Genomic DNA, 18,465 nt, shown 5'->3' with positions numbered 1-18,465 from the left:
AGATTCTGATTATTGATATTTTGACAACATCGCCTGAAGGCGCTGCATCCAAGCCTGGTCAACAGTTTCCATTTCGGTAGAACGATTTTGCCCGTCAAAGCCAGCGAAAAAGTAGTAGCCCAGGTTAGCAGTATTTCGGTTTGCGATGTTCAATCGGTTTATATTTTCCTTGGCATAAATCAGCCAATCCGGATTTTTATCCTCTTCGTAAAGACGAATCATGGCCTGAGAACCCCAGGCGCACCATGCCGGGTTGATCCTTGTTTCAGCAGTATTAAAAATATAACCTTTGTAAATGGCATTCCATAATGTGCTGTTCATCGCTTTACCTAGATTTTGCGCTTTGGTTAAATAAGAGGGATCTTTCATAATTTTACTGTATAAGATCAGAGCCTCCACCATGATCGCATTATCATAAGTAAATTTTTGCGTGCGCTTCGTACCTTCACCTGGTCCATCTATTTTCCAAATATACAATCCAGTATTTACATCGAACATTTTGCCTGTCAACCATGCATCCACCTGCATGGCCCAATCGCGGTAAATAGATTCTCCCGTCAAACTATACAGTTTTAGAAACAACTGGAGCGTAAGTCCATTGGTTTGGGTTGGTTTTTCGGGTTTGAGTGTATTCCAGTAAAATCCGCCCCCATATACATTGTCCCAGAGACCGCTGTTAATTAGCCAATCTCCACAAGCTTTAGCCTTGGCAAGATAAGTTAGCTTATCGGCGCCTGTGGTAACATCATAAGCTTCGAGATATACCATTCCACTTAATGCATTATCATCTACATACTTATCACCTCCTGCACCTGTACCGTCCAGGTTAACTGATGCAAAATAACCACCCCTTAAATCATTTTTATCCCACATATTATCCATGAATTTAAAGGTATTGTTCATGTAAACCAGATAGCTGGTTTCTCCTGCTGCCACCATAGCCGCATCTGCATATATTTGACTCACGTTGTACCATTCAAAACAATTGTTTGATTTCGAAGTAGTATTCGCCCTGTATCCATAACTTGCTGTTAGCAGGTTATTTACCGTAAAAGCATGCGTATCCTTTGCTTGTTGAAGATAGTTTACCGAAGAGCCAGGAAGCACAGGCGGAACAACCGGTGGCGGTACTACAGGTACTGGATCTACCCCCTTTTTACAGGAGGCAGAGGCCAGGAGTGCGAAAATCAGGAATGTATTTCTAAGTATTTTTTTCATGGCGTAGATCTTTATCCACCAGCCTGAAAGCTGGCAGTGCAAAAATTATTGGGTCACAATTGTATGGGTATATGGACTACTGGCTCCCAAATTTACCGTTGCCTTTATGCTTTTATTGTCTGCTGAAGGGTTAAACTTATATGTATTGTTCCACTGATCATTGGTTACAGTATTCAGGTAAAAATAAGAAGCAGCCTGACCAACCGGGCTCACATTATTCACATTGCTGCTGCCCATATATTTAATACCAGAGGAAGTATGGATCGCAAATTTGTAGCGCTCATCTCTGCCCCAAGAAAACTGGTAAAAAACGACTGGAATGATACCAGAAGCCCAGGTACCTGCCGAAGTGTAATTTAGCTGTCCAATTTCATTGCCATAAGCAGACATATATAGTCCCACGCTTTGCACTTCACTAACCTCAATCACACTGGCTACATTAAAATCGTATTTCAGGTAATAGGCTTTTGCGTTGCCCGTTACCGTAATGGTTGATGTTCCTTCTTTTATCGAAGCACCTTCTGCAAAGAACTTTCTTCCTGCTAGAGCTGGTTTATCGGTGAGGCTGTAAGTTCCTGCTTTTAATGAAGTGTAAAGTTCGAACACACCATCCTCCAGTTTTTTAAATTTTACAGCTTTGGATACGTCATCACCTCCTTCACTTGCCGACCCAGTTAAATAAAGTTCAGTGGGTACTTCAGCAAATCCAGCAGGGCGCTCCAGTTGGAGGGTTCTAATGTCCTGCCCGGTTTTTTTGTTACTTGCTTTCGAGGCAATAACGGTCCAGTTTACCTTACCTGTAGATGAGGAATTGATGCCGCAAAGGGCCGCGATCTTAGTTAAATCTTTATGGGAGATGGTTATCTGAGGCTGTACACCCCCTCCATCGGAAACTACTTTAAAGACTGGAGCCGAAAAATTTTCTCCTTCTTTATCGAAAGCTACTTCGTAAAGAATCAGTCCACCATCTTCAGGTACTGCTGAAGTCCACTTAAACTGCTGTGTTGCCGCAGCATTGGAAGGCGTTAACTTAATTGAGGCCTGATTAGCTGGTAAACTTAGTGCTCCAATAGGACTAATATTTTCATTTAAATCCTTTTCATCCTTTTTGCAGGAAACAACTGCGAGAGATAAAAGCAGCATTAAGGCAAATATTGTTTTTAGATTTTTCATAGCTTGATTCGTTAATAACCTGGATTCTGCGTCAAATTTTTGTTAAGACCGACCTCACCTGAAGGCACTGCCCATAAATAATCACGCTGAGGATTGAATTTACGCTGCTGGGTTCTGATGTAGCCGCCATCAACATTTTGATCGGTAGCGAATTTTGCCCCGTGAGCGAAACCATTCATTGTGGTTTCCGCCACTTTCCAGCGCCTGATATCATCCACTCTTAAACCTTCCATTGCCAATTCGGCCCTGCGTTCGCGACGAATTACACTGGTTAAATCACCTGAAGGAAAGCTCAAAGCGCCTGCATCAGTAAAACCTGCTCTCGAGCGCAAAGCACCGATTGTTTTAGCCCAAACTGCTGCATCCATTTGACCAAGGCTATTTTTGGCTTCCGCGTAACTCAGAAGGACCTCTGCATAGCGAAACAGGTGCAAATTATTTCCTGAAACGAAACTTGATAAGGCGATCGGATCGAAATATTTCCGCCAATAATAACCAGTTGCAGAAGCACTCTGTGAACCTGGAGAATATTCATCCAGTCCGGGCTGAACCGGATCCGATCCTGGTTTGATATAAATTGTTTTGACTGTGTTGTTTGGATTTACCCAGCTGTACCTGTCGTAAACAACTGTTGCAGTAAGTCGTGGATCACGGTTTACGTAAGGATTACTTTCCAGATAACCAGAGCCCGCTTCTTTGATTCCTCTTCCATTGAGCATGATATAATCATCTACAAGTTCCTGGGTAGGCGCCATAGCACTTACCCTTCCACCCACGGTTCTCGGTGCAAAATCCCAAAAATTTTGCCAGGTGCGCACGGTTGGTACATACTGGAGTGATAATATACTTTCACTATTGGTCTTATTAGTATTGGGATCGCTAAAAAGCGCACTGTAATTAGGTGTTAACGCGTACGTTCCGTAGGTAGCTTGGTTATTAATCAGTTTTTCACATACCGTTACCACTTCTGCCATTTTATTGCCTTGGTAAAGCAATGTTCTCATTTGCAGCGCCAGAGCAGCACCTTTTGTGATCCTGCCGTTCTCACTGGCTGGAAGTTGATCCTTGCTTGGCAGATTAGGAAGGGCTGCTTCAAGCTGGGTAATAATATAATCGCTGATAGCAGCTTTCGAGGTACGCGGAATGACTTGTGCTTCTTCAGGTGTTAAATCGTGATCAGGAAGTGGCACATCGCCAAACCATTTACTGAGGTTGAACAGTGCGAAGGCACGCATAAACTGGTTTTCCGCTTTCATTCTGGCAATGGTTGCCTGCGGCAGGGTTTTATTCTGATCCACATTTTCCAGAAAAATATTTACCGATTTGATCGTTCGGTAGTAGCTTGCCCAGTCTCCTGCAAATTTCGCCGTGAGCGATGTTGCATTACCACTCGCTATCAGGTTTAAATCCCCCGACGGCGAATAAGCATTATCCGAAAGTGCTTCAGGTTCGAAAAATAAGCTGCTATTGTAAAGCAAGCTATAATTGTTGTTCAGTGCATTGTTTACATTAACATCCACCGTCCAGAAGGTTAAATCTGAGAACCGGTCAGTGGGTGCAATGTCGAGCTTTTTGCAGCCTGCCAGGGCAAGTAAGGCAATAGCTATAATTAGGTTTTTGAATGTAAATTTCATATGAGTAATGCTTACCATGATTATTAAAAGGTAATGTCTAAACCAGCACCATAAAAAATAGGCAGCGGATACTGTCGTGCACTATTTGAGCTGGAACCAGTACTTAGGTTATTTCCGAATTCTGATGTTTCAGGATCAATAAATTTGAGTTTACTCAACGTAAACAGGTTTTGGCCGATCAATGAAACACGCAAACGGCTTATTCCGGCTTTGCTGGTCATCGCTTGCGGTAAGGTGTAACCAATGTTTACGTTCTTCAAACGGGCGTAAGCCGCATCATATTTATATAAATCGGAACCTGTTCTCCAATTATTGGTATTAGACGGTGACCCGATGTTCGCAAAAATTGGATAACGGGCATCTGGGTTACTCGGACTCCAATAATCTGTCATATGTTCATAAACTGTTGCTCCATATCCATAATGGAAAGGTTCAACAAGTTCACCCCGCAGGAACGTTTCCCGCTTGCCGACGCCTTGAATAAACAACTGTAAATCAAATCCTTTTACTGCCAAACGGTAAGTAAATCCAAAAGTATAGCGTGGAAATGGATTACCCAATACGGTTTTATCTTTCGCATCAATGATCCCATCATTGTTCAAATCTTTAAATTTCACATCACCAGGAACCACGGCATTACCAGCAATTTTTGGGGAGTTGTTAACGTCGGACTGGTTTTGAAAAAATCCATTGGTTTGATATCCATAATATTGAGTAATGGGTTCGCCAACACGTCTCAATAACTGAAACACGTCTTGATTGATGATTTGCTCGGTGGCACCGCCAGATAATTGCAATAATTTATTTTGGTTATCGGCCACATTAACGCTAAAACTCTGGGTAACATTTTCTCCGCGAAGATTATACGTTAGTGAAGCTTCCCAACCTTTGCTTCTTACTTTTGCCACATTGAAATCGGGTGTTGCTGCACCAAAAATTAACGGAATATCCTGCCTAGGCTGAAGAATATCTCTGGTTACCTTATTGAAATATTCAAAAGTCGCTGTCAGCCTGTTATCGAAAAAGCCTGCATCCAAACCTATGTTGAACGTTGATGCTTTTTCCCAGGTAAGATCACGGTTAGATAACAAGGTTCCCGCTCCGCCAACTGGGATGTTATTGAAGCCATAAGCACTTGCATAATTGAAATATGTAGTCTGGTACTGGAAATTGCCAACGTTCTGATTTCCAAGGACACCATAAGAGGCACGAATTTTTAAACTATTCACTGTATTTTTTATTGATTGCATGAAAGTTTCCTGCGAGATCAACCAGCCAGCGCTTACTGATGGAAAGAAACTACCACGGTTGCCTTTAGCAAATTTTGAAGAGGCATCGTAACGTGCCGTTGCCTCGAGTAGGTATTTGTCTTTAAAAGCATAGTTCAACCTTCCAAATAACGAAAGTAAGCTGTTAGAATTGATAGCCAAGCTGTTGTTCGAATTAATCGGATCAACTATGGTACCTGTGGTCGGTGTACCCAACAACTGATCGGTTAATGTTTTTTGCAACTGGAATCCACGCTGAGAATAATTTTCACTTGATGCACCAAACTGAGCCTTGAATTCGTGGTCTGAAATCTTCTTTCCATATTCCAGATATATTTTGGTATTAAAAAGCTGAGATTTACTATTTGCATCAAGTACGGAACGATCGTCGCCATAAACCCCTGACGGTAGGTAATTTACCTGCAGACGGCGGAAAAACGTACCATTATTTTGCAGCGTTCCACCGAATTCGCCGGTCAGTTTTAAATCTTTGGTAATGTTTAATTGACCATTAAAGGATCCAAAGATTTCATCGTTGTCTGCTTGGTTGAAGCCGCCTTTTTCGAGCACACCATATTCATTGTATTGAGAAGCAAAGGGATTGGTCAGGTAATTTCCATTCTCATCCTGCCAGTTAAAATTGGCTGGGACACGGTTGGCATCGGCGAAAATGTTATTATCCCCCACACTATTGGTTTTGTTTCTGGTTTTAGTATACAAGAGGATGAAATTGGTTCTGAGCTTACCGATAATATTGGTTTGATTTAACCTTAAGTTATATTTCTGATAGCCGAAATTTGCGCCGTCACCCCCATTTCCAATGAAATTACTTTCCTGATCCTGATAACCTGCAGACACAAAAAAAGCACTTTTCTCGCCACCACCAGCAATGTTAACATTGTGTGACTGTTGTGGCGCGGTACGCAAAAGATTTTCAATTTTCCATGTTCCCTCACCTAGATCTTTCAACTGTTGGATTTGATCGGGCGTGTAAGCTGGACTGAGACCTGAATTAACGAGGGACTCGTTTTTATAATAGGCATTCTGCCAAGCTGGGACCTTATGTACTAATACGTTTGCATCCTGAAGGCCATAGCTCCCGTTATAGGAAACTGTAGTTTTCTGATTCAGCTTACCTGCTTTTGTAGTAATTAAGATCACACCATTTGCGGCCCTTGATCCGTAGATTGCAGCCGAACCTGCATCTTTTAACACCGATACACTGGAAATGTCATTCGGGTTTATTGTATTTAAATTACCTCCAACAATCCCATCCACTACAACAAGGGGTGTATTATCACCCAAAGTACCTACGCCCCTTATGTTAACTGTTACATCACTCCCAGGATTTAAGTTACTTTGCTGGATGATCAGATTTGGTGCCTCACCCTGCAATGCCTGGTAGGCATTCAGCACTGGTTTGTTTTCTATATTTTTTCCATCAATTGTGCTTACCGATCCAGTTATGGATACTCTTTTCTGGGTACCATATCCAATAACGACAACATCTTCTAACGCATTATCCCCACCAGCTTTTAATTGAACGTTGATGGTCTTCTTACCCGCTATCGAAATGTCTTGACTCACATAGCCCAGGTAAGAAAATGTAAGGTTTTTGGACGCTAGTTCATCTGGCACAGAGAGACTGTAAAGACCATTTCCGTCAGTTACAGCTCCGATATTTGTGCCCTTGATTTGCACGCTTACTCCCGGAAGACCGATGCCTTTTTCGTCCGTAACTTTTCCGCTAACGGAAATTACACGCGTAGTCAGGATCGTAACTGGCGTTTTGAATGTGCTTGCCCTAAGATATCCAGGGCTAAAAGGAACCAGTATGGAAACCAGTACCACAAGCTTTCTGAAGGGCAGTCGCTTTAGTTTTTTGAATTGGTAGAGTTTATGTCTCATAACATTTTGATTAAGGATGATGCAATTGCATCTGATATATTAGGTTAGTGGTTCGAGCAATGTACTTTTCTTATTTTTTTTGATGATCTTTCTGCCAGTAAGCATCTATTTCTTCAAGTGAATGACCTTTGGTTTCTGGAATGAGTTTCCAGGTGAGATAGAGCGCCGGAGAGCAGCATATTGCAAATATCCAGAAGGTCCATGATGAACCAAGCCCTTGTAGCATAACTGGGGTAAGCTGGCCTACAAAAAAATTACCAATCCAAAGGGTTAACGTGGCCAAAGACATGGCCTTACCTCGAATTCCATTGGGAAATATTTCGCCGATAACCACCCAGCAAACCGGACCAAAAGAAAAAGCGAAGCAGGCGATAAAGGCCAGGATAAAAATCAGTATCCATGGACCTGTATTTACGCCAAAATGAAAAAGCAGACCAATAATAACCAGTGAAATTACTGCTCCGCCAATTCCGACATAAAGCAATGGTTTTCTGCCCCATTTATCGACGGTAAATATTGCTACGAATGTGAAAACCACATTGACCAAGCCAATGGTTACTTGTCCGCCAAGTGCATTGTTTAATGTAAAACCAGCTTGCTCCAATATTCTGGGACCATAATAAATCACAGCGTTTATGCCGCAAACCTGCGACAAAAAGGGCAATAATAAACCTATCCATAAAGCCTTACGGTAAACTGGTTTGAATAAAGTCTTCAATGAACCTGCTTCGTCTGTTATTGGCTGACTGGCGAAAACATCAAGTTCTTTTTTAGCCGCGGTTTCTCCATCGATTTTGATCAGAATTTTTTCTGCTTTATCTTGTCTTCCCATGGACAGCAGCCACCTTGGAGATTCGGGTACCAGCAAGAGAGAAATTAGAAAGATAAGCGCTGGTAGCGCACCAAGGCCAAGCATTGCCCGCCATATTTCCCGAGAAAATATTTTTTCAGCATCAGCTCCAGAAAAAATTTCCCCGCTGTGATTAGCTAGATAAGCATTAGTAAAATAAGCTGTAACAATACCAATGGTTAAAGCCAGCTGATATAAGGATACCATGGTTCCCCTGAGTCTTGATGGAGCAAATTCGGAAATGTAGAGTGGAGAAACCATTGAGGCCACGCCAATTCCGATTCCGCCAATTAACCTAAATGCGATCAACGTAGAAAAATCACCAGCATACATACAACCTAGCGCAGAGGTAAGGAAGAGAAATGCTGACAGAATTAAAACGATTTTGCGACCGAATTTATCACTCAGCTTACCCGAAATAATAACACCGATAATGCAGCCTAAAAGTGCACAACTCACAAACCATCCTTCACTTATTGCGTTTAATCCGAAGTCCCTGGTTACCAGGCTTATTGTTCCAGAGATCACAGCAGTATCAAATCCGAATAAAAACCCACCCAAAGCTGCAACCAGGCAAACCAGGTACAAGTAGGAGCTGCTCGTTTTAATTTCGGTATGTTGTTCTTGTTTAATCATGGTGTTTATTTTAAAAAAGCTTTGATCACTTTCGCTTGCTGGTCTGAATGGTTGACGATGGTATAGCTATCTGCAGCTGCAGGAATAACGAAGGTTTCCGCATATTGAAAGCTCATACTTGAACCATCTGCAGTCGTTACACTAATCGATGAACCTTCTACAAGCATTAAAACATGACAAACATTATCGGTTTCTACCGTTATTGATGTGTCAAAGTCCAATCGGTGAATATCATAAAAATGATCCTGGTGGGTAGGCAAATGGTAACAAGTCTGCCCAACCTCTTCAGAAAGGACTATTGGTTTGGCGATGAGTTCCTTTGGAACCTGTGCCCCTTTTCTGGAAAAATCAAGGTTTTTAAAAGCATGTTCAATATTGATTGGGCGCGGTTTTCCATTTAAATCCAACCTTAGCCAATCGTACATCTTAAAGGTAAATATGTATGGTGTAGCACTAATTTCCAGAACAAGGTTCTGTGCGCCAGCACTATGAATTGTACGGTTAGGAATGAGGAACAAATCATGCTTTTTGGCTTTATGCACCTGTACATATTTTTCAATATCTACTTCAATACCGTGCAAATTACTTTCCTCGAGCACTTTTTTAAAATCTCCCTCCTGAATATCGTCCTTAAAGCCCAGGTAAACACTCGCATCTGCTTTGCAATCGAGTATATAGTAGGTTTCATCCTGGGTAATATTTTCTCCGAACTGATCTTGAATATATTCAAGTCCAGGGTGACATTGAATGGATAGATTTCCACCATCAAAGGTATCCAGAAAATCAAATCTGATCGGAAACTCCGCTCCAAACTGTTCAGCATGGCTTCCAAGGATATTTTCATTTTGGGTAAACATCAAAGTATCAAATGAAACTTCCAGCAGCAAACCGCTACTTTGGAATACAATGCCATTTTCGGGTACAATCAACTCAAATGACCAGGCATAATTCACTTCATTCTGATCAAGTTGCGACATGTGTTTTTTCATCCACTGTCCACCCCAAGCACCAGGCGCAAACCATGGCCTCGCCCTAAAGAGCGTATTCGACATCTTCTCCATACCGTTACGAATGTCATTTGCTAGCGCCCAATTAATTTTTCCTTCCCACTGCGCATCAACAAATACATCGATTAAGTTGCTCAGTTGTTTTTTATGCGCATTGAGTACTACCCAATCGATAAAATAGAAACGTTTGTACATCTCCATCTGTTCCTGCGGATCAGATATACCAAGATTGGAAATTGAGCCAGCACTCATGCGATGTTGGAGTTCATTTTTAGGCATATCCACGTAAATCAGTTTAGCCTCCCATCCCGCCAAAGCGGCACCAGTACCAATCAGAATGTTAACAGACGCATGCTGATCTGGGAATACAGTTTTTATACGTTCTACATTAAAGTAATCCTTCAGCGATAATGTTGTTTTTTTGCCCCAAACAGAATCTTCCTGCCCCATAAAAGGTGCAGTTATACGTATAATTTCTTCTTCGGATTTCATTGCTTTACCTAAATCAACCAAGTTGACTTGTAAGCTTCTTAATTGCAACTCGTTCGTTATCGCTGTAATTAACCTGTCCCAGTAAACGCCTACATAGCCATCTATCACCACGGTTTTATGATCAACAATGTAATCGCATAAAGTTTCAATACCCGAGAATATCTTTTGATCTCCCAGATTGAAATACGGATATATATCGTAACCATCGACTTTTTTGATTTTAGCTGTATGATCGGGCATGATCTCCTGCTCGGTTTTTCTTAAAGGTTCTTCTAAAGACATAGTACTGTTCAAAATATTAGGAAGACTTAAATGTTGCTGTTGCATGTTTTATTTGTATGTACATATATATCAAATACTAAAATGAAGGTTTGACCGAAGTAGCGGCTCTTGAAAGCAATGAACAAAAAGCCGAAAAAGACTTAATGCGCACAATGAATGCTGTTTCACAATATAATTAATCAGAACAAAAAATATGAACTGAAAAATTTTTAACGTAAAAATCAACACATCAATACTTGGTTAGGCAATACATTTAAAAGTATGTACATACAAATGTATTATTTAATAATTATAGTCCAAATATTTTTGAATTTTTTTTCATTAAATTGCGATTAAACACATCTTAGAAGCATTAACGACTCTAATTATGTACACACATACTTAAACAAGGTATTTTTTTTCTAATATTGTGATGATTATGAAACTTAAAATCGATCATAAAAGTCAGATACCATTGCATATCCAGGCCGAAGAACTGCTTCGAAGGCTGATTGAATCGCAGGAATATATAGACGGAAAACTTCTTCCTAATGAGGTAGAGCTTTCAAAAGACCTTAACATATCGAGAACCACCTTAAGGCAGTCGATCAATAAATTGGTTTATGATGGTTTACTGGTTCGTAAAAAAGGGGTTGGAACCAGGGTTGTGGAATCCAAATCTCTAAGCTCAAAATCTAAAAACTGGATGAGCTTTTCCCAGGAAATGAGTGCCCGCGGGATTCCGATCAAAAACTTTGAGCTCCATGTAAGCTGGGTACTCCCTGAAAAGCGCATTGCAAGCTTTTTCGGAATTAAAGAAGACATAAAAGTACTGAAATTAGTCAGGCTCAGAGGCCGGCCTGAAGGTCCTTTTGTATTCTTTGAGTCGTATTTTCATCCAATTGTTGGGCTTACAGGAGAGGAAGACTATAAGGCTCCTCTATACGAAATGCTTGAAAAATCACATGGAATCGTTGCGATGGTATCTAAAGAAGAAATTAGTGCTTTGCTGGCAGATGAATTTATTGCGGAAAAATTGGAAACCGCTATTGGCTCCCCTATTTTATTCCGCAAAAGGTTTGTTTACGATAACGAGGAAAGACCAATAGAATATAACCTGGGTTACTATAAAGCCGATAGTTTTATCTATACTGTAGAGAGCCGACGGGCGTAATACCTGAAACAAAATAACAGATTTTTGTGCCAAAGACCAGATGATTTCAGGGGCGAGTTGATCAATTTTGCTCTGCTCAAGGTAGGCTAAGCTTTAGGATAATTATCATTTCGCCAGCTAATCATGTTACTGTTAAGCCTGTATTTTAGCCCACATTATTAAATTATCCTTTTAGTTTCGACAAAACCCTGATTTCTCTACCTTTAAATAATGCCAATGCCATTCAGGACATCTCAAATAGCAAAGGCTAGCTTTTGTTTTATAGCATTCGGTGGTTTGGGATTACTGGATCTTTCGACTATGCTCAAGATGACAAGTGGAGAGATGAAAGATCTTTTTGTGGCAATCGAGATTACTTGGTGTATGGCCTGACAAGTACAGCCAGTTGCACTTAGAGCCGAAAACGCCTAATAATCTCAAGAAATCTATAATTAATCCGTCGATTTATAATCAAATTCTACAGATAAAAAACTTTTAACCTGCTGAAATGTTAAAATAAAAACATCTAAATGCAAAACTTTACTCAAACTCGTGACCTTCTGGAACTGTCCAGTTATTTTTATTTAATCAGTGTGGGCATGGATGGTAATTATAGCTATACCAACCCTAATTATAAGAATCAATTCCAATTCCTGCACGATGATCTGGTTGGCAAACCCTACCATATTACCATGCATCCTGATGACTGTAAGATTTGTGAAGAGGCTTCAGCTTTATGTTTCCAAAACCCAGGAAAATTGATACCAGCAACTATTCGAAAACATGATGGTCAGGGAGGCTATGTTTGTACGCAATGGGAATTCAGAGCGATGATTAATAACCGATCTGAGCCAGTTGGAGTATTTTGCATCGGTTATGATATCACAGAGCTTGTCGCTGAGCGAGCTGCATCCCAAAAAATAAATGAAGAAGTACTTGCGCACTCCACACTTTTGGAAAATATCGTTTTCCAGCAAACCCACACGGTAAGGGCTCCATTAACAAATTTGATTGCACTTACCAGGATTTTGAACAAATCCCATGATGATGTTCAGCTCCGAAGCAATTTGGCGAATATGATTTTAGAAACAGCAAAAAAATTAGATGATATCATCTCTGATATCGTAAAAAATGTTCGAGAAAAAATAAGATAATCAAATTTCTCAACCAAACCCCTTGTTTGCACTTATGAATAGAAGCGTTATAATAGTAGATGATGACAATTTTACACTATACATTAATCAAGAAATTCTGGAACCTATCATTTCAACTACCTGGAAGACTTTTCTTGGGGCGAAAGCGGCCCTCGTTTTTCTGGAAGCGTATGTTAATGAAGAATCGCAATTATTGATTTTTCTGGATTTAAATATGCCTGTAATGAATGGCTGGCAATTTCTGGACGAGTTAAAAACGTCCAAGTTTCAAGCTAATATTTTTGTAGTTATTGTCACCTCATCTATAGATCAAAGGGATAGTTTTAGGGCTCTCGAGTATCCTTGTGTACATGGCTTCATCTCCAAACCTTTAGAAGAAAAAACCGTTTTGGCATTAGCCGAGATACCACAACTCTCATTTTTCTTCAAATAATTTTAAATGCTATTTCATTATATTAGCCCATTACTCATTTCGTTGTACAACATTCTAAAATCCAGACTTCAAAGATTTGCTAATACATAACCTTTTACTATACACAGGACTTTTTCTTGTTGCTGCAACAGTCATCCCATTCATTAGGCACGACTATTGGATTTTTAGGGTTTTCGAATATCCCAGACTTCAGAAGCTCACGCTCAGTATACTCATTTTTGGCACTCTTCTTATTTATTTTCCACCGATAGGTTTCTGGCAAACTGCGCTCTCTATTTGCCTTTTTATTAATATCTGCTATCTATCCTACCTGATCCTTCCTTACACAGTTTTCGGAAAAAAGCAGCTGATTTCTTCGAAAAACCCTGTGAACGACAATAACATCAATATACTCATTGCGAATGTTTACCAGGAGAATAAAAAATCCAAAGACTACCATAAACTAATCAAAAGATACCAGCCCGACCTGGTTTTGATGGTCGAGACCAATCTATGGTGGCAGAAAGAGATGGATAGTTTATCAGCAACTTACCCTTATCAGATTCTTGAACCCCTGGAAAACACCTACGGAATGCTTATGTATTCAAAATTTCCAGTCGAGGGAAAAATACACTATTTAGTTGAACCTGATATACCTTCAATTATAGCCGAGGTAAGCCTGGCAAGCGGACAGCGTGTCAAACTGTTCTGTCTTCATCCAAAGCCTCCTGTGCCTCAAGAAAATCCCCGATCAACAGAAAGGGACAAAGAGATCCTTTTGGCAGCGACAATGGCGAAAGAAAGTAAATTGCCAGTAATCGTGATGGGTGACCTTAATGATGTGGCATGGAGCTATACAACAGAACTGTTTGGAAAAATCAGCGGATTATTGGATCCGCGTAGAGGAAGAGGGTTTTTTAACAGCTTTAATGCCAAGTACTTTTTTCTGCGTTTTCCCTTAGACCATATCTTCTGCTCTTCCAATTTCTCACTAAAATCCATAAAGCGGCTTGAAAGATGCGGCTCGGACCATTTTCCTATGGGTGTCAATCTTGAATTTGCACCGCAGGCTGAAAAGTTCAATGAGCATTTGGTGCCTACAGCTGAAGAGGTTGAGACCGCCGAGGAGAAACTTAATGCAGTTTAAGTTTGTCATTAAAAATGATACAGTTAATGAACTCGAGTACGCAAAACAGTATGTTCTACTAATAGTAGAGGAACAATAACCTAAACTACAGTTTTTCAAGCACAAATATTGTCAACTATATCGGTAACAATAATAATCTCACCGAAACGTATAGGGTGATTACAAAGAATAATAAAATGACACTGTCGCATGAAGGTTCATGCAAGAATGGTTGTGACTATGCTAGTGCAAAGATGACGCATTAGAATAAAAAATAAGTTACATATGCGTACAGCACCGATCACATATTATCAATAGAGCGTTTGCGGCTTTTCAGTCCATTATGAATGATAAAGAAGGCAATTATAAAAATTGAGGCATAACAAGCATACACAATATTCTTTCCATCAGGATGACCGTTATTGGAGATAGAAATCGCGAACAATGCCCAAATCCCCACTGCTGCAAATTCCCGAAGATTTCGGACATATACCATAATAATATTCACCAATCCAGCTACACAGATCAAGATGATCGCCCATGTGTGGGCCGAAATACCCCACCCCTGCCAGCTTATTTTAGTAAGATAAGCAGAAATATTTGCAATCAGGGCGACCGTAATCCATCCTGAATATAACGCAAACGGCCAGTACACAAATAGATATTCCTTTAAAGGATGGGCGTCCAGTTCCATCCTGGTATTGATTATAATCTTAACCAGACAAAAAAGAAGAAAACCCATCACAACTACGGAGAGGCCAATATAGTCATACAACCAGGCGCCAACCCAAAGCGAATTCGCCAGACATGATAAAACGAACCACCAGCCGATTCTCGAGAGAACAGTGGATGCGGATAGATCTTTTTTACCGTTGTTCCAGGTATAAAAAACAAAACCCAATAACCCGAGGTAAATAATTCCCCAAATAGAAAAGGCATAGCCTGCGGGCGTAAAATAATTAAAATACCTGTCAGAAATTGTTTTCATTGTATTACCATTGAGTAGGCCGGCATTCGACAAGTAGTTTACAGCAATGGTTAATACCAAAGCTATTCCGTTGGCAATAGAAAGAATTTTTTTCTGACTGTTCATGATTGAATAAGTATAGCAATTAAGGGAATTAAGATAATAAATTTATAACCAAAGCGCAAAAATGCAGGCGGGTTATCTAAGAATCCGCAGCTTTAAGTAATAGAAGAATAGCTCAAGACGATATTACATATCATGCAGAAAACTTTCAACCTTAAAATACGAACTGCCCGCTTGCAGAACAACTACAAAGCTATATTTGTCAACCGCTAGATTGTGTACATTAGCTGCGAATCTGAAACCGTTGACTGACATTTGTAACTGTGGACCACCAAACTACTTACCGATACAAAACTTGGTAAATATATTTTCTAATAAATCATCAGTAGTAACCGTTCCGGTAATTTCTCCTAAATAATGTAAGGCTTGCTTGATATCCATCGCCAGGAAATCTGAAGTTACTGGGTTATCTACGTTATCCAATACACGCTGTAAGGCATTTTCAGTTTTTTTTAAAGCTTCAACATGGCGAATATTGGTAACCAAGGTTTCGCTTGTATTAATGTGGTGCAGATTAACCTGCTCCAGCAAAGTTTCTTTTAGTTCCTCTATTCCCGATTTTTCCTTGGCAGAAATAAAAACTACATTAAGGGCTTCAAAAGCTTTTCGCTGCGCTGTTTCAATTAAATCAGCCTTATTAATCAAAATTAAATACGGAATGGCCAATTGCTCCAGTCCACGCACTTGTTCTTCAATTTCAGCCACATCCTGAGCCGCATCTGCCATGTATATAATTAGCTTGGCCTGCTTCATTTTCTCCAGCGTACGTTCTACGCCTAAAGCTTCAATAATATCAGCAGTATCGCGAATACCAGCGGTATCGATAAAACGGAAAACAATACCACCAATATTTAATTCATCTTCAATTGTATCGCGGGTTGTACCAGCAATGTCAGAAACAATAGCCCTTTCTTCATTCAACAAGGCATTAAGCAAAGTCGATTTTCCTACATTTGGCTTTCCTGCAATCACAATAGGTACACCATTTTTAATTACATTTCCCATTTCGAAAGAGGAAATGAGGCGATGTAAAACATGGTTAATTTTAGTAACCAGATTACGCAATTGCTCACGATTGGCAAATTCTACGTCTTCTTCAGCAAAATCCAGTTCAAGCTCTATCATGGAAGCAAAATGAATCAATTGCTCACGCAGGGCTTTAAGCTCTGTTGCGAAACCACCACGCATTTGCTGCATCGCTACATCGTGAGAAGCTTTAGAATTAGAGGCAATTAAATCGGCTACAGCTTCTGCCTGACTTAAATCGAAAGCCCCGTTTAAAAAAGCACGTAAGGTAAATTCGCCAGGTTTAGCTGCACGGGCGCCCCTGTCAATCAGAAGGTTAATAATCTGTTGAATAATATAATTAGAACCGTGGCATGAAATTTCCACTACATTTTCTTTAGTGTACGATTTTGGCGCAACATATAAACCCGTTACCACTTCGTCAACAATCTGTTCACCATCCTTGATCAAACCAAAATGTAAAGTGTGCGAAGCCTGCTTTTCTAAATCCTTACCACTAAAAACAGCATTGGTTAAAGTAATGGCATCTGGCCCTGAAAGGCGAATAACGCCAATAGCACCCGAACCTGGAGGAGTAGACAAAGCAATAATAGTATCCTGATTATTCATATTCATTAAAGAAAATGCAAAAATAAGTCTATTAAACGGGTATATCAGTGTATCGGAAGTAATTTTTTAGTCTTTTACGATTTGAATGATCTGCATGATAAAAATAAATATATAAACCAATCCAGCAGTTATTTAAACAGGTAGCTGAATTGATATTTAAACCACCCACCTAAAATCTTCTGTACATTTATACTTAACTTAAAACATTTTAGAATGAATCATGTTTAAAACCTGAAAACCGAAAACATCTATATGACTAATAATTTTCCTTTAACCGTTAGAAGATCCATCGAATTACTCGGCCTTATGGCAGTTGTAGCGGTTATGGTCATCGCAAGAGATATTATTATGCCAATGCTAATGGCATTTTTCATCAGCATTATGCTTTTGCCTGTATATCGTTTCCTGAAAAGAAAGAAATTTCCTGAAACTTTAGCCATTATACTGCCAATTTTATTAGTAGCCCTTTTTGTAGCCTTAATTGTTTGGTTTTTTTCTAACCAGATCGGCATTTTGGTGAAAGATTTCCCTCAAATAAAATCGAATGTTACTCAACACATTAACTCGTTAAGCGATTGGATTAGTAGAATTACCCATTACGATGATAAACAACAGAAAGCCTTTATTCAGGATAAAAGCGACGATTTGATGAATATGGGTACCTCACTGGCTGGTGGTGCAGCCGTAACGCTGAGCGGCATATTTGTGTTTATTGGTTTATTGCCCATTTACATTTACTTAATGCTTTTTTATAAAGATATTTTATTACGTTTCATTTTTATGTGGTTCAAAACCGACGACCATCCTAAAGTAAAAGAAGCCATATATGAAACAGAATCCATTATTAAAAGTTACCTGATTGGTTTATTAATTCAGATAACCTATATGACCATACTTTTAGGGGGTATTTTAATGATTATCGGAATTAAACATGCCTTATTAATTGGTGTAATCTTCGCCATATTAAACTTAATCCCTTATGTGGGTGCGTTAATTGGAAATTTGATTGGCGTGTTGCTTACTCTAACATCATCGCAAGAACTATGGCCCGTAATTACAGTTTTAGGCGTAATTGCATTTGTTCAGTTTTTAGATAATAATATTCTGATGCCGAGAATTGTTGGCTCTAAGGTAAAAATCAATGCACTGTTTGCCATACTCGGGGTATTTATAGGCGGCAGTATTGCTGGGGTATCTGGCATGTTTCTCGCCCTGCCGATTGTTGCAGTACTAAAAATCATCTTCGACCGCACAGAATCGTTTAAACAATGGGGCGTATTGTTAGGCGATGAAAGACCTGAGAAAAGTCCGATGACTTTCCCTGCTTTTAGAAGAAAGAAAGCGGTAGAAGTTAAACCAGGAATTCAAAAAAAACTATAATTATTTTACTCGATACTGTCCGTATATTTTAAAACAAAAAACACATCTGGTTAGCCCAAATGTGTTTT

The 18,465-nt window shown here is 39.7% G+C and carries 13 protein-coding genes; 5 read left to right on the top strand and 8 right to left on the bottom strand.

Annotated features, from left to right (window positions below; translation table 11 throughout):
* Nucleotides 1-9 precede the first annotated feature (9 nt).
* From ABD692_RS18350 to ABD692_RS18325, 6 genes are all read right to left on the bottom strand, one after another.
* Nucleotides 10-1,218 carry a glycoside hydrolase family 76 protein gene (locus tag ABD692_RS18350; RefSeq protein ID WP_344769304.1) on the bottom strand — a complete coding sequence of 403 codons (1,209 nt, stop codon included), beginning with the start codon at nucleotides 1,216-1,218 and terminating at the stop codon, nucleotides 10-12.
* A gap of 45 nt (nucleotides 1,219-1,263) precedes the next feature.
* Entirely contained in the window at nucleotides 1,264-2,391 is a 1,128-nt protein-coding gene (locus ABD692_RS18345; protein WP_344769302.1) for a SusE domain-containing protein, read from the bottom strand.
* Between the two features lie 11 nt (nucleotides 2,392-2,402).
* On the bottom strand, nucleotides 2,403-4,025 hold the full coding sequence (locus tag ABD692_RS18340) for a RagB/SusD family nutrient uptake outer membrane protein (RefSeq protein ID WP_344769300.1): 1,623 nt from the start codon (nucleotides 4,023-4,025) through the stop codon (nucleotides 2,403-2,405).
* Nucleotides 4,026-4,048: 23 nt separating this feature from the next.
* A complete protein-coding gene (locus tag ABD692_RS18335) occupies nucleotides 4,049-7,201 on the bottom strand; it encodes a SusC/RagA family TonB-linked outer membrane protein (protein WP_344769298.1) in 3,153 nt (1,050 codons plus the stop codon).
* Between the two features lie 70 nt (nucleotides 7,202-7,271).
* Nucleotides 7,272-8,687 carry a sugar porter family MFS transporter gene (locus ABD692_RS18330; protein WP_344769297.1) on the bottom strand — a complete coding sequence of 472 codons (1,416 nt, stop codon included), beginning with the start codon at nucleotides 8,685-8,687 and terminating at the stop codon, nucleotides 7,272-7,274.
* A gap of 5 nt (nucleotides 8,688-8,692) precedes the next feature.
* Nucleotides 8,693-10,513: a class I mannose-6-phosphate isomerase gene (locus ABD692_RS18325; protein ID WP_344769295.1), complete on the bottom strand. Its 1,821-nt coding sequence runs from the start codon at nucleotides 10,511-10,513 to the stop codon at nucleotides 8,693-8,695.
* Between the two features lie 373 nt (nucleotides 10,514-10,886).
* Between ABD692_RS18325 and ABD692_RS18320 the strand changes: the two genes are divergently transcribed.
* The 4 genes from ABD692_RS18320 (at nucleotide 10,887) to ABD692_RS18305 (ending at nucleotide 14,313) form a co-directional block, all read left to right on the top strand.
* Complete coding sequence (locus ABD692_RS18320) at nucleotides 10,887-11,621, top strand: GntR family transcriptional regulator (RefSeq protein ID WP_344769293.1); 735 nt, start codon at nucleotides 10,887-10,889, stop codon at nucleotides 11,619-11,621.
* 509 nt (nucleotides 11,622-12,130) lie between these two features.
* Nucleotides 12,131-12,754, top strand: a complete 624-nt coding sequence (locus tag ABD692_RS18315) for a PAS domain-containing protein (RefSeq protein ID WP_344769291.1) — start codon at nucleotides 12,131-12,133, stop codon at nucleotides 12,752-12,754.
* A 34-nt stretch (nucleotides 12,755-12,788) separates the two neighbouring features.
* Nucleotides 12,789-13,187, top strand: a complete 399-nt coding sequence (locus ABD692_RS18310; RefSeq protein ID WP_344769289.1) for a response regulator — start codon at nucleotides 12,789-12,791, stop codon at nucleotides 13,185-13,187.
* Nucleotides 13,188-13,554: 367 nt separating this feature from the next.
* Nucleotides 13,555-14,313 (top strand): endonuclease/exonuclease/phosphatase family protein, encoded by a 759-nt coding sequence (locus ABD692_RS18305; RefSeq protein WP_344769287.1) that lies wholly within the window; start codon nucleotides 13,555-13,557, stop codon nucleotides 14,311-14,313.
* Nucleotides 14,314-14,593: 280 nt separating this feature from the next.
* Here ABD692_RS18305 and ABD692_RS18300 read toward each other — a convergent pair whose 3' ends face one another.
* Nucleotides 14,594-15,385 carry a hypothetical protein gene (locus tag ABD692_RS18300; protein WP_344769285.1) on the bottom strand — a complete coding sequence of 264 codons (792 nt, stop codon included), beginning with the start codon at nucleotides 15,383-15,385 and terminating at the stop codon, nucleotides 14,594-14,596.
* Nucleotides 15,386-15,658: 273 nt separating this feature from the next.
* Nucleotides 15,659-17,017 carry a tRNA uridine-5-carboxymethylaminomethyl(34) synthesis GTPase MnmE gene (mnmE, locus tag ABD692_RS18295; RefSeq protein ID WP_344769283.1) on the bottom strand — a complete coding sequence of 453 codons (1,359 nt, stop codon included), beginning with the start codon at nucleotides 17,015-17,017 and terminating at the stop codon, nucleotides 15,659-15,661.
* Nucleotides 17,018-17,269: 252 nt separating this feature from the next.
* Between mnmE and ABD692_RS18290 the strand changes: the two genes are divergently transcribed.
* Nucleotides 17,270-18,397 (top strand): AI-2E family transporter, encoded by a 1,128-nt coding sequence (locus tag ABD692_RS18290; RefSeq protein WP_316761586.1) that lies wholly within the window; start codon nucleotides 17,270-17,272, stop codon nucleotides 18,395-18,397.
* The last annotated feature ends 68 nt before the right edge of the window (nucleotides 18,398-18,465 follow it).

This window comes from Pedobacter ginsengiterrae, from assembly GCF_039537385.1.
Taxonomy (GTDB): Bacteria; Bacteroidota; Bacteroidia; order Sphingobacteriales; family Sphingobacteriaceae; genus Pedobacter; species Pedobacter ginsengiterrae.
Note: the sequence above shows the minus strand (reverse complement) of the source record. Positions and strands in the feature narration are given on the sequence as shown.